The sequence below is a fragment of the Komagataeibacter sucrofermentans DSM 15973 genome, from assembly GCF_040581405.1.
In the GTDB taxonomy this organism is placed as follows: Bacteria; Pseudomonadota; Alphaproteobacteria; order Acetobacterales; family Acetobacteraceae; genus Komagataeibacter; species Komagataeibacter sucrofermentans.
This window is the reverse complement of record NZ_CP137157.1, coordinates 2838047-2850423: the sequence shown is the minus strand read 5'-3', so window position 1 is coordinate 2850423 and position 12377 is coordinate 2838047. Positions and strand designations below refer to the sequence as shown.

General features: G+C 65.1%; 13 protein-coding genes and 1 tRNA gene. 7 read left to right on the top strand and 7 right to left on the bottom strand.

Features of this window, described 5'->3' with window-relative positions; all coding sequences use genetic code 11:
• Positions 1 to 22 precede the first annotated feature (22 nt).
• Positions 23 to 607: a TIGR00730 family Rossman fold protein gene (locus R5N89_RS13465; RefSeq protein ID WP_110569663.1), complete on the top strand. Its 585-nt coding sequence runs from the start codon at positions 23 to 25 to the stop codon at positions 605 to 607.
• A 56-nt stretch (positions 608 to 663) separates the two neighbouring features.
• Positions 664 to 740 (top strand) — tRNA-Pro (locus tag R5N89_RS13460).
• Positions 741 to 910: 170 nt separating this feature from the next.
• On the opposite strand, the gene treF is transcribed toward R5N89_RS13460, so the two are convergent.
• Positions 911 to 3076, bottom strand: coding sequence for an alpha,alpha-trehalase TreF (gene treF / locus R5N89_RS13455; protein ID WP_110569676.1), 2166 nt, complete (start codon positions 3074 to 3076; stop codon positions 911 to 913).
• 764 nt (positions 3077 to 3840) lie between these two features.
• Between treF and tldD the strand changes: the two genes are divergently transcribed.
• Positions 3841 to 5301 (top strand): metalloprotease TldD, encoded by a 1461-nt coding sequence (gene tldD / locus R5N89_RS13450; RefSeq protein ID WP_110569662.1) that lies wholly within the window; start codon positions 3841 to 3843, stop codon positions 5299 to 5301.
• Between the two features lie 201 nt (positions 5302 to 5502).
• On the opposite strand, the gene R5N89_RS13445 is transcribed toward tldD, so the two are convergent.
• From R5N89_RS13445 to R5N89_RS13435, 3 genes are read right to left on the bottom strand one after another with little or no spacing between them, the layout of a single operon-like run.
• On the bottom strand, positions 5503 to 6249 hold the full coding sequence (locus tag R5N89_RS13445; protein WP_110569661.1) for a pyridoxine 5'-phosphate synthase: 747 nt from the start codon (positions 6247 to 6249) through the stop codon (positions 5503 to 5505).
• Positions 6246 to 7235 (bottom strand): 4-hydroxythreonine-4-phosphate dehydrogenase PdxA, encoded by a 990-nt coding sequence (gene pdxA, locus R5N89_RS13440; RefSeq protein ID WP_110569660.1) that lies wholly within the window; start codon positions 7233 to 7235, stop codon positions 6246 to 6248. Before pdxA ends, R5N89_RS13445 begins: the two co-directional genes overlap by 4 nt.
• Complete coding sequence (locus R5N89_RS13435) at positions 7228 to 8634, bottom strand: M20/M25/M40 family metallo-hydrolase (RefSeq protein WP_110569675.1); 1407 nt, start codon at positions 8632 to 8634, stop codon at positions 7228 to 7230. Before R5N89_RS13435 ends, pdxA begins: the two co-directional genes overlap by 8 nt.
• Here R5N89_RS13435 and R5N89_RS13430 point away from each other — a divergent pair.
• Positions 8633 to 8884 (top strand): hypothetical protein, encoded by a 252-nt coding sequence (locus tag R5N89_RS13430; RefSeq protein ID WP_146220220.1) that lies wholly within the window; start codon positions 8633 to 8635, stop codon positions 8882 to 8884. The two genes, R5N89_RS13435 and R5N89_RS13430, sit on opposite strands and share 2 nt — an antisense overlap.
• On the opposite strand, the gene R5N89_RS13425 is transcribed toward R5N89_RS13430, so the two are convergent.
• On the bottom strand, positions 8879 to 9169 hold the full coding sequence (locus tag R5N89_RS13425; RefSeq protein ID WP_110569658.1) for a hypothetical protein: 291 nt from the start codon (positions 9167 to 9169) through the stop codon (positions 8879 to 8881). The two genes, R5N89_RS13430 and R5N89_RS13425, sit on opposite strands and share 6 nt — an antisense overlap.
• Positions 9170 to 9289: 120 nt before the next feature.
• Here R5N89_RS13425 and R5N89_RS13420 point away from each other — a divergent pair, with 120 nt between their 5' ends.
• The 3 genes from R5N89_RS13420 (at position 9290) to R5N89_RS13410 (ending at position 11208) form a co-directional block, all read left to right on the top strand.
• Positions 9290 to 9703, top strand: coding sequence for a LapA family protein (locus tag R5N89_RS13420; protein WP_110569657.1), 414 nt, complete (start codon positions 9290 to 9292; stop codon positions 9701 to 9703).
• A 40-nt stretch (positions 9704 to 9743) separates the two neighbouring features.
• A complete protein-coding gene (gene pyrF, locus R5N89_RS13415; RefSeq protein ID WP_110569656.1) occupies positions 9744 to 10463 on the top strand; it encodes an orotidine-5'-phosphate decarboxylase in 720 nt (239 codons plus the stop codon).
• 118 nt (positions 10464 to 10581) lie between these two features.
• A complete protein-coding gene (locus R5N89_RS13410; protein ID WP_110569655.1) occupies positions 10582 to 11208 on the top strand; it encodes a phosphoribosylanthranilate isomerase in 627 nt (208 codons plus the stop codon).
• 64 nt (positions 11209 to 11272) lie between these two features.
• On the opposite strand, the gene R5N89_RS13405 is transcribed toward R5N89_RS13410, so the two are convergent.
• On the bottom strand, positions 11273 to 11605 hold the full coding sequence (locus R5N89_RS13405) for a hypothetical protein (protein WP_110569654.1): 333 nt from the start codon (positions 11603 to 11605) through the stop codon (positions 11273 to 11275).
• 270 nt (positions 11606 to 11875) lie between these two features.
• Complete coding sequence (locus R5N89_RS13400) at positions 11876 to 12376, bottom strand: DUF721 domain-containing protein (protein ID WP_110569653.1); 501 nt, start codon at positions 12374 to 12376, stop codon at positions 11876 to 11878.
• Position 12377: the final 1 nt, after the last annotated feature.

Below are 12377 nucleotides of genomic sequence, written 5' to 3'. Positions count from 1 at the left end.
TTGCGGGAGCTGAGCTGGATAGATGCGGATTTCATCTGTAGCGGTTTTTTGTGGATCACGTTTCGGCTCGCGGCCGGAATATGCCGCGCAATCGCGCGCATTGGGCACGGCGCTGGGGCAGGCGGGCGTGCGGCTGGTCTATGGGGGCGGGCATGTTGGCCTGATGGGCACGGTGGCCGATGCCACGCTTGCGGCAGGGGGCACGGTGACGGGTGTGATCCCGCGCTTTCTGCATTCACGCGAGATCATGCATGAAGGCGTGACCGACCTGACCGTGACCGACAGCATGCACGACCGCAAGGCGCGCATGTTTGCGTGCTCGGATGCCTTTGTGGTCATGCCCGGCGGCCTGGGCACGTTTGACGAGACGATCGAGATCATGACCTGGCGGCAACTGCGCCAGCATGACAAGCCGATCTATATCGTCAACATCGCAGGCTGGGCTGATCCGCTGCTGGCCATGATCGATACCTGTATCGAGGATGGGTTTGCCTCACCAAGCGCGCGCGACCTGTTCGCGGTGGTGCCGGATGTGGCCACCCTCATGGCCGCCCTTGCAGCACTTCCGGCCCCTTCGGGCGTGCCGGATGTGGTGACGACACTGTAAAACTTTTTATCTATCCCCTTGCACAAAACGGAGCAGGCTAGTATAGCCGCCTGCAACGGAGTGTAGCTCAGCCTGGTAGAGCACTGTGTTCGGGACGCAGGGGCCGGAGGTTCGAATCCTCTCACTCCGACCAGATTTGCAGGCCGGTCGCCCTTGGGTGACCGGCCTGTTTTCGTATTTTCTGAAATAATAAAAGTTTTTGGGGTGTCGCCTTTTTTAAAGGCGACGTTCTTCTGACGCTTTTTGAAAAAAGCTTCATCAAAAAAGGGGGGAAGACCTGCTGATCTTCCCCCTTTGTGTTTTTTACGGCTGGGCCGGTTGTGGCGGTGTGGCCGGGCTTGCGGGCGCGGGCTGCTGGTTTGCAGGCGCTGTCGCATCGCTGGCCGGGGCGTGCGCCGGTTCTGGTTGGGCTGCGGGCGGCGTGCCTGCTTCAGGGGCCGCAGACGGCGCGGGCTGAGTGGCCGCAGGTGGCGTTGAGGCAGCAGGCGCGCTGGCAGTATCCTGCGCCGCGGGCGCTGCCGGGGCAGGCTGCGAAGCCGGGGCTGCCGGTGCGCCAGCCTCTGCCGGGGGGGCGTTTGCCGCAGGTGCTTCAGCAGGCGGCGTGGCCGGGGTCGTAGCCTGCGCGGGCGCTGGGCTGGGTGGTATTTCGGTGGTCGGGATCGGTGCGCTGGCGCCCACGCTTGAAACCTGCGGCAGCGTGGGGGTGGGGGCCACCGGGCGCGGGGTGAGTGTTACGGTGGGCTGGGTGTAGCGGTTCAGCGCATCGGCATCGCTCTGCACGCCATAGGCGTTCATGGGCGGCAGGGGCTGGGGCGAGGGCTGATCCGCCGCCGGGTTGCGGTCAAGCACCACGCGGGTGTTCTGCGGGTAGCGGTTCATCAGGCCAAGCAGCGTGCCGTTGGTCCAGCCAAAGCCGATCTGCATCGGGTATTCGCCGCCGCCCTTGCCGCCCTTGGGGCTGATATAGGGATTGACCACGTCATATTTTTCCAGCAGCACGCCCGATTTCTCGTAAGTGCCGATCACGCGGCCCATCCAGCGGGCCGCGATGTCGCTGGCCAACTGGTCATAGCCGTACTGGTTAAAGCCCTTGACCGCCATCCACTGCAGCGGAGCCCAGCCATTGGGGGCATCCCACTGCTGGCCGCTATTGGTGCGCTCGGTGGCGATCAGGCCACCCACCTTGAGCAGGTTCTTGCGCACGGTTTCGGATACGGCCTTGGCCTGCTCGGGCGTTGCCATCTGCAAGAACAGCGGCACGACCGTCGCGCCTGACAGGATGGAGGTCGATTCGCCCTTTTTCCAGTCATAATCGATATAGGCCGCGCGGCGCTCATCCCACAGGATGCGCTGTGCCGCGCTGATGCGCTCTTCGGCCAGGTGCGCGTAACGGGCTGCTTCTTCCTTGTTGCCCTTCAGGTCATAGGCGTGGGCCAAAGTCTGCTGCAGGTGCGGAATGAGGAAGTTGAGTTCCACGGTCAGCAGTTCCGTGGTGTGGATGGTGGAGAGCGTATGCCCGTCCGCCAGCCAGCGCGAGCTGAAGTCCCACCCGGTTTCGGAACCCGCGCGGAGGTCGCGGTACACCTCGTTCTTGGGGCGGCTGGACTCGGCGGCCGTGGCGATGTCCTGCGGGTAGCTTTCATCACGCGGGGTGTCGCGGTCATCCCAGTGGCGGTTCATGATCGTGCCATCGGGCAGGCGCACCACATGGCGGTAGGCGCTGCCGGGGGCTACGGAATCCTGGCCGTCCATCCAGTAGTCGTATTCCGCCTGCAGTTCGGGCAGGAAGGTGGTGTAGGCCACCTGCCCGTCATGCATGGCCAGCAGGTCGACCATCAGCGAGAAGAACGGCGCCTGCGAGCGGCTGAGGTAATAGGTGCGGCTGCCGTTGGGGATATGGCCGTACCGGTCGATCATCGAGGCCATGTCGCGCACCATGTCGCGCATGAGGTCGATCTTCTGGTTTTCGTACAGGCCGATCATGGTGAAGTAGCTGTCCCAGTAATACAGTTCACTGAAACGGCCACCGGGCACCACATAGGTAAACGGCAGGGGCAGTTGCGAGGAATAGGCCACCTGCGTGTCGGGCGGGCGGCTGAGCACTTCCCACATGCCTACGATGTAGTCGCGCACGTTTTCATCCGGCGTGCGCTGGTAGGAGACGGTCTTGCGCTCGGGCAGGGTGAAGTGCTGGGCCACGAAGTCCTTGAGCGAGAAATCGGGGCGCTGGCGGGCGAGGTTATACTGCGCCATGAGGTCGGCTGGCGCTTCATCGGGTATGGCGTCGGCGGCGGTCTTGGCATCGGTGTAGATATGCGCCTCGCCAATGGCCTGGAACAGGCCGTCAAGTGCGATCGAGGGCGGGCGCAGGTCCTGGGCCAGGGCCGCGGGTGCTGCCGCATCGGATAGCAGGGCGTCGGCTGGCGGAACCGGGCTGCTGCCGCTCGATGCCGGGCCATCCTTGTGCATGGTCTGCGCGGGCTGGGTGCCTGGCGGGGTGGCGTCGGCATGGTCGGCGCTGGCCGGACCCGGCATGGCCGTGGGCGGACTGGCCGGGGCTGCGTCCTGCTGCGGGGCCGTGGGCGCGGGCGCGCCACCGCCTGCGGGCATGGGGGGCGTAGCAGTGCCCGACGCGGCCTGCGGCGGCGTGGGGCCTGCGGATGGCGTGGTGGCGGCTGGTGCAGGTGGCATGCTTCCGCTCCCCGAAAGCGGTTCGGGCGTTGGCACCGAATAGACCTGCTCCCCCGCCGTGTCCGGGCTGGCGGCGGGCGCAGGGGCCGACGGTGCCGCTGCTGTCCGTTCCGTGCCGGTGGGTGGCGCGGACGGGATGGCAGCGGGAGTCTGGGCAATGGGCGTGGCCTGCGTGGACTCAGGCGCTGTCTGGGCCAGGGCGGGCGTGCCCGCATAAAGAATGCTGGCCAGCACGAGCCCGGCCTGGCGGGGCGCGGACCGGGACAGGTTTGAACCGCACAGGAGTAAAACTTTCACGAGACGCCAATTCTCCAGATAATAAAAAGCTGAATATGATCCGTGCAACATGCCCTGCCTTGCCTGCCTATCACAAAGGGAAACCATGCAGATGGAGGGAAGTTCATTTTCAGGCATGATGGCTGTCATGAACATGTCCCTGCTTTTCCATAGGGTGTGAAACCGGCTATGCTGTGTGCCCTCCCGGCCTGCGCGGCCCGAGCGTTCGTGTTTTTCCTGTTCCGCCAAACCGGAGTCGTCTTTTCATGCCCTCATCCCTTCAGGGTCTTACCCCGCTGGCCGCAACCGATGCCCTGTTCTTTGAACGCGCCGGTGCCCGCCTTGGCCGCCCCGATGCCGAGCGCCTTGTGCAGCAGGCGCTCGAAGGGATGGATGATGGCGAGCTTTTCCTGGAATATCGTGAAAGCGAGGGCATTTCGCTTGATGAAGGCGTCATCCGCTCCGCAACTTTCGATACGTCATCAGGCTTCGGCCTGCGTGCCGTGCTGGAGACGGAAACCGGCTTCGCCCATTCCGATGAAATCAGCGAAAGCGCGATCCGCCGCGCGGCCGAGACCGTAAGCCAGGTGCGCGCGGGCCGTTCGGGCACGCTGGCGGCAGGCCCCCGTTCAACCAATCATCGCCTCTATCCCGACATCAACCCGCTGGCGGAGGGTGAATTCGCGTCGCGCGCGGCCATGCTGTCGGAGCTTGATGCCTATGCCCGCGCGCGTGACCCGCGCGTGGTGCAGGTGATGGCCTCGCTCTCGGCGGAGTGGCAGGCCATCCAGATCCTGCGGCCCGACGGGCAGCGCATGGCCGATATCCGCCCGCTGGTGCGGCTGAACGTGTCAGTGGTGGTGGAGCTCGACGGGCGGCGCGAGAGCGGCGGCCACGGGCTGGGCGGGCGCTATGCCTACAGTCGCCTGCTGGCCCCCGAAGTGTGGAAGAACGCGGTGGACGAGGCCCTGCGCATGGCGCTGGTCAATCTTGATGCCCGCCCCGCGCCTGCGGGCGAGATGGAGGTGGTGCTCGGCGCGGGCTGGCCCGGTATCCTGCTGCACGAGGCTGTGGGTCACGGGCTTGAGGGCGATTTCAACCGCAAGGGCACGTCCGCCTTTGCCGGGCTGATGGGCCAGCGCGTGGCGGCCCCTGGCGTAACCGTGGTGGATGATGGCACGCTCCCCGAGCGGCGCGGCAGCCTGACCATTGATGATGAAGGCACGCCCACGGGCCGCACGGTCATGATCGAGGATGGCATCCTGACCGGCTACCTGCAGGACCGCCTCAACGCCCGCCTGATGGGCGTTGCCCCCACCGGCAATGGCCGCCGCCAGTCCTATGCCCATGCGCCCATGCCGCGCATGACCAACACCATCATGCTCGGCGGCGATGCCACGACCGAAGACATGATCCGCAGCACGAAGCGCGGGCTGTATGCCGTCAATTTTGGCGGCGGGCAGGTGGATATCACATCGGGCAAGTTCGTGTTCGCCGCATCCGAGGCCTACATGATCGAGGATGGGAGGATCACATCCCCCGTGCGTGGCGCCACGCTGATCGGCAATGGCGCGGATGCCATGACCAAGGTGACCATGATTGGCGGTGAACCCGCCCTTGACCCCGGCATCGGCACCTGCGGCAAGTCCGGTCAGGGCGTGCCGGTGGGCGTGGGCCAGCCCACCCTTAAAATGACCGGCCTGACCGTGGGGGGCACGGGGGGCTGATGATGAACCGGGCGGAGGGGGCAGGCGTGCCCCTTTGGTCCGGTGGTCGTGCCTTTGGAGACTGCCTGAAAAAGCAGCCCCAATAAAACACTGAAATCATAAAAGTTTTTGGTGAAGCTTTTTTCAAAAAGCTTCGAAGAACACCGCCTTTTTGAAAAAAGGCAGCACCCAAAAACTTTTATCTGCCTTGCCGTGGCTTCATCACGCCCGCGCCGCAGCAATCACGGCCTTCATGTGCCCGATGACCGCGGGCAGCCCGTCAAAAATGGCCTGCCCGATCAGGAAATGCCCGATATTGAGTTCCATCACCTGCGGCAGGGCTGCGATGGGGGGCACGTTATCGTAAGTCAGGCCGTGGCCCGCATGCACTTCCAGCCCGCACCGCGCGGCATGGGCGGCGCCTATGGTCAGGCGGCCGAGCTCCACCGCGCGGGCAGCCGTATCGGGTGCATCGGCATAGGCGCCGGTATGCAGTTCCACCACGGCGGCGCCCAGTTTTGCCGCGGTTTCAATCTGCGCGGCATCGGGGTCGATGAACAGCGAAACACGGATGCCCGCGTCATTGAGTCGTGCAATGCGCGGGGCCAGCGTTGCGGCCTGCCCCAGCACGTCCAGCCCGCCCTCGGTCGTGACTTCCTGCCGCCGTTCGGGCACCAGGCAGCACGCATGGGGGCGCAGGCGGGTGGCGATGGTGGTCATTTCCTCGGTTGCGGCCATTTCCATGTTCAGCGGAATGGCAAGTTCCGCGCGCAGGCGCTCAAGGTCGGCATCACGGATGTGGCGACGGTCCTCGCGCAGGTGGGCGGTAATGCCATCAGCCCCCGATTTCTGGGCCAGCAGGGCGGCTTTTACCGGGTCGGGATGCGTGCCGCCGCGTGCATTGCGCACGGTGGCGACGTGATCGATGTTTACGCCCAGCCGGATGGCGGCGGGAGAAGATGCGCTCATGACCTGTTCCTGTGTTCGGCCATCTGCATGGCCATGCGCAGGGCTGCGACAAGGCTGGAAGGGTCAGCCGTGCCGTGGCCTGCAATATCGAAGGCGGTGCCGTGATCGGGCGATGTGCGGATGATGGGCAGCCCCAGCGTGGTGTTGACCCCCTGCGTCATGTCGATGGTCTTGAGCGGGATCAGCGCCTGATCGTGATACATGCACATCGCCACGTCATAGCGCGCGCGAGCGGGAGGCGTGAACATGGTGTCCGGTGGCCACGGGCCGCTTACATCCATGCCGTGTGCGCGCAGCGCCTCGATGGCGGGGATGATGATGGTCTGTTCTTCCGTGCCCATGGTGCCGCCTTCGCCCGCATGCGGGTTCAGCCCCGCCATGGCGATGCGTGGGCGGGCAATGCCGAAATCCCGGATCAGGGCCGCATAGGTGGTGCGGGTGGCGGCGATGATGCCTTCGGTAGTGAGTTCATCAAGCGCGCGGCGCAGGCTGACATGAATCGTGACGGGCACCACGCGCAGCTCCGGGCAGGCCAGCATCATCACCTCGCGCCCCGGCACGTTGCATAGGGCGGCGAGATATTCCGTATGGCCGGGATAGGCGAACCCCGCCTTTTTGAGCACGATCTTGCTGATGGGGTTGGTCACCACGCCCGCCGCATGCCCGTGGCGAGCAAGTTCCACCGCGCGCGCGATGGATGTGGTGATGGCATCCGCATTGCGGCTGTCCGGCTGGCCGGGGTGAACGGGGGCGGCCAGCGTGACCGGCAGCACCGGCACGGCATCGGCAAACACGCCCGTGGCCTCGCCAATGCTGCCAATCTCGCGCACCGGCACGCCGGAGCGGGCAATCAGGGCTGCATCGCCAATCACGGCAAAGGCCGTATCACCTGCCCGCATGGCCCGCCAGGCGCCTGCGGTGATTTCCGGCCCGATCCCGGCCGGGTCGCCCATGGTCAGGGCAAGAGGAGGGGTAACCTCAGGCATCGGTCGTGGCCATGGCGTGCAGGATGCGGACCCACGAGCGCATGCCCTTGTGGAAGGAGGTCAGGTCATATTTCTCGTTGGGCGAATGGGCGCGGTCATCATCGAGCGCAAAGCCCACCAGCAGGGCGGGCATGCCCAGCACGCGCTGCATGTCGGCGGCAACCGGAATCGAGCCGCCACAACCGATGGTCACCGCAGGGGTGTTCCATTCCTCGCCCAGTGCGTTGAGGGCGGGTTTCAGGCCAAAGGCATCATCGGGCAGGGTGCTGGCCACCGATCCGCCGCAGGGCGTGAAGGTAACCGTGCAGTCCTCGGGCAGCAGGTTGCGGACATGGCTGCAGAAAGCCTGGCGGATATGCACCGGGTCCTGCCCGGCGACGAGCCGGAACGACACCTTGGCCACGGCCTCGCCGGGCAGCACGGTCTTGAAGCCTGCGCCAGCATAACCGCTGGAAATGCCATTGATCTCGAAGCTGGGGCGGCACCATGTCTGCTCGATGGCGGTATAGCCTTTCTCACCCGCCGGGCGCGACAGCCCGACTTCGCCCAGAAATGTTGCGTCATCGGGCGCAATCTCGCGCCAGCGCGCGCGCAGTTCGGGGGCAGGGTCGTGCACGCCTGCATAAAAGCCGGGCAGCGTGACCCGCCCGGTCGCCTCATCGCGGATGGAGGAGAGCACCCGGCACAGCACCTCGGCGGGGTTGCGCGCGGCATTTCCATAAATGCCCGAATGCAGGTCACGGGAGGCACAGCGCAGATGCACTTCCTCGCCCACCATGCCGCGCAGCGTGGTGGTGATGGCGGGCACGCCGGGCAGCATGGCGGTATCGCAGATCAGGCCGACATCGGCGCGCAGTTCATCGCGGTGCGTTTCCATGAAGGGCAGCAGGCTGGGGCCGCCACATTCTTCCTCGCCTTCGATCAGCAGCGAGATGCGCACCGGCATCTGCCCGTTTGTCGTGCGGATGGCGCGGATGGCCTCGATAAAGGTCATGACCTGGCCTTTGTCATCCGATGCGCCCCGGGCGACGATGCGCTTCGTGCCATTTTCTCCCATGACCAGCTTCGGCTCGAATGGCCCGCTTTCCCACAATTCCAGCGGATCGACGGGCTGCACGTCGTAGTGGCCATAGAACAGCACATGCGGGCCTGCGGGCGGCGTGCGGTCGTGGGCAACAAGAATGGGGTGACCGGGGGTTTCGTGCAGGGTCACGTCAAAGCCGAGGCCATCGAGTTCATCACGCAGCCACTGTGCCGCGCGCCTGCAGTCATCGGCATGTTCAGGCTGGGTGGAAATGCTGGGAATGCGCAGGAAGGCAAAAAGCCGCTCAAGGGCCGCATCGAGCGTGCGGTCCGCCTGTTCCAGAACGGGAGAAAGGGAGGAGGCGGTCGCGGTCATGAAATCTCCGTTTGCTGCAATCGGCTGGTGGCCTGTCATGGGCCTGACCGCGCTTTATACCACACCCCAGGGCGCGCGGGCGGGACGTATGACAGCAACGGATCAGGCAGATCGTCAAGGACGGGCGGGCGCAAAGGCCGTGGCAAACAAGAAGCGTGAAAACCTGGAGATGTTTTTGGTGAAGCTTTTTTCAAAAAGCTTTGAAAGCATGCCGTCTTTTTTCAAAAAGGCGGCACCAATCCATTCATGAGCGGCACTGCCCATGCAGAAAGCCCAGCGCGGGCAGCGGGCGCCAGGCGCGGGGCAGGTCGGCGCGGCGATAGGGGCGGATGCTGTAATGCGGCACGGCCACCGCATTGCGCTCAAGAAAGGCGCGATAGGCCGCGACCTGGCTGTTGCGCCACACGCAGTCGGCCTCGGCTGCGGCGCGGGTGGCATAGATGCTGGCGATGCGCGTCTCGCGCCCGGTGCGGGCTTCCACCGCCCAGGATTCATCACGTCGCGCCGTGTTGCGAAAAACGACAACCTTGCCCATTGCCCCGCTCCCTGCACCCTGTGTGGTACAGGCAACCATGTCCGTGCCACGCGATCAAGCCAGCGCCGTATGAATTGATTTTCTTGCAGGGGCTGGTTGTTGGGGGTAGGGAACAGGGTCATGATACGTCTTTTCATCACCCTGCCCGTGACGGTGGCACTGATCATTTTCGCGGCCTGCAACCAGGCGCCCGTGGAACTGTCATGGCTGCAGTGGAAATGGACGTCATCCCCCGGCGTGCTTGCGCTGCTGGTGGCCGCCCTGTTCTATGCCACCGGCTCGGCCAGTGTCTGGATCGTGGTGCTGCGCCAGATCCGCCGCGCGCGCCGCGCCGAACAGGAACTGCGCACCCTGCGCGCCAGCCTGCCTGATACCGATGCGCCCGCCCGCCCTCAGGGCCTGACATCGGCCCCGGCTGATTCCCCCATGCTCAAGGCTTATGCCGCCGCGCCGGTCGAGACGCAGCCCGCACCCGAGGTGGCCCCGGCCCCCGAGGCGGCCCCGCAACTGCCCAAGCCCCCCGAGCATTCCTGATCCTGACCAACCCGCCATTTCTGCCTCTGGAGCACCGCCAATGAGCCATGGACGGTCCACCCGCCTGATCGTTGCCCTCGACACCAAGGATACGGCACAGGCCGTGCGCTGGCGCGAGCAGGTGGCGGGGCATGCAGGCATGGTCAAGCTGGGGCTTGAGTTCACCTATGCCTGCGGGCTCGATGCGGTGCGCAAGGCGGCAGGCGACAGCCCGCTTTTTCTTGACCTGAAACTGCACGACATTCCCAACACCGTGGCCTCGGCCATTGGCAGCCTTGCCGCACTCCGGCCTGCCATGCTGACCATCCACGCCAGCGGTGGCCGCGCCATGATCGCCGCCGCCCGCAAGGCGATTGACGAGACCTTTCCCGAAGGCGCCCGCCCGCTGCTGCTGGCCGTGACCGTGCTGACCAGCATGGACGAGGCCGCCCTGCACGAAACCGGGGTGGAAGGCAGCGTGGAGGCGCAGGTGCTGCGTCTTGGCGCGCTGGCCATGGACTCCGGCGCGGATGGGCTGGTCTGTTCCTCGCACGAGATCGCGCCGCTGCGTGCGGCACTTGGTCATAAGCCGGTGCTGGTGGTGCCAGGCATCCGCCCGGCAGGCAGCGCGCTGGGCGACCAGAAGCGGGTCATGACCCCGGCACAGGCCAGTGCCGCCGGGGCAGACTGGATTGTGGTGGGCCGCCCCATTACCCGTGCCGCAGACACGGCAGCCGCTGCTGCCGCGATTGCCGCCGAACTGGAAACGGCCCTCTCCTGAGAAAAAGTTTTTGGTGAAGCTTTTTTCAAAAAGCTTCGAAAAGAACGCTGCCTTTTTGAAAAAAGGCGGCACCCGGAAACTTTTATAAATTTACATATTAAAAGGCGGCGGGATCATCATGACGGTCAAGGTCAAGATATGCGGCATCCGCGACGAAGTGGGACTGGACGCTGCCTGTGCGGCCGGGGCCGACTGGGTGGGGTTCGTGTTTTTCAGCCGCTCGCCCCGCCATGTCACGGCCCTGCAGGCCGCTCCGCTGGTGCGCCGCCTGCCGCCCGGCGGCCCGCGCGCCATCGGCCTGTTCGTGCGCCCGACGGATGATGAAATCCGTCACGTGCTGGATACGATCGCACTCGATGGAGTGCAGATCTATGACACCCCCGCCCGTGCCGCCGCCATCCGCGCCCGGTTTGGCGTGCCGGCATGGCTGGCCGCCGGTATCGCTACCCGCGCCGACCTGCCGCAAAGCTGTACTGTGGATGGTCTGGTGATTGAATCCCGCCCGCCCGCAGGCGCACAGCGCCCCGGTGGCAATGCGCAGGTGTTTGACTGGAGCCTGACCGAGGGTTGGCAGGCACCGGCCCCGTGGATGCTGGCCGGTGGCCTGCGCCCCGATAACGTGTGCGAGGCCGTTGCCCGCAGCGGGGCGCGGGCGGTGGATGTTTCATCCGGGGTGGAGACGGCTCCCGGCATCAAGTCGCCTGCGTTGATCCGTGAATTCGTGCGGGCGGCCCGTAGTCCCTGAATGTGTTTGGGTGCCGTCTTTTTAAAGGACGGCATCTTTACGAAGCTTTCCTCCGTCTCAGATCCTAGGGGTAATAACCGTAATAGGCCGGAGGTGGCGGGGGTGGTGGCGGCGGATAGGCATAAACCGGGTAGGGCGGCGGCGGATAGCCGTAAACCGGATAGCCATACCCGTAGCCATAAGGCCGGTAGCGATAGCGATAGGGCGACATGGCCACACCCAGCGCCGTGCCAGCGGCCATGCCCATGCCAAAACCACCCCAGCCCCAGCCACGGTGCCAGCCGCCGCCCCAGCCCGGGCCACCCCGCCAGCCACCACCCCAGGCATGGGCAGCAGGAGCGGGCAATACGCCAACCAGTCCCATGGATACAGCCAGCAGCAGGGCCAACTTACGCATCTGACGGGTTCCTTTTGTGTACCATTGCAAAGCCGATATTGGCATGGATTGGCCAGATATCCAGCCCCGTTACCTCACCGTTCCGTGATGTTGCGCGGTAGAAAACCTTCACAACAGGGCGTTTTCATGACAGTGGGCTCCACGCTGGAGCGATGGCCCTGCCGACCCGATGGCACCTGACAGATAAAAGGTTTTGGGTGTCGTCTTTTTTAAAAAGGCGCTGTTCTTTCAAAGCTTTTTGGAAAAAGCCTCACCAAAAACTTTCGTTTTTCAGCGGTCCTGCCGGGCGCGGAGCCATCCGCCGAGCGATTCCAGCGCCTCTTTCAGCGGGCCGTCGGGCATATCGTCAATTTTCACTGGCGGGGGCGGTGTGCGCGGCGGGGCAGGGGATGCGGCCTGTTGGGGCGGGGCCAGCAGGTCCTGCACCATTTTCAGCCGCTTGACCACGCCGTGCCCGCAGGTGGTGTTGATGCGGGCAATAACGGTGGGGGCAAGGTGTTGCAGTTCCATCGCCACAGGCCCCTGGCAGCCCACCGTCAGCGTGCCGGCCGAGAGTTTGCGCGGCACGGTCAGGGTGGCCAGATGGGGGCCGACAATATCCGCCCAGTCCGTCATGACCTGCACCGCGGCAGCCGACTGCTTGCGAAAGACCGGCTGGCTGATCTGTGGCAGCAGGGCGGCCATGCTGCGCGCACGGAAGGCCCGGCGCGGCGGCTCGGGAGCGGCGGCGGCTTCGTTCTTTTTCTTGCTGCGTGGCGGCGGGTTCGTCATA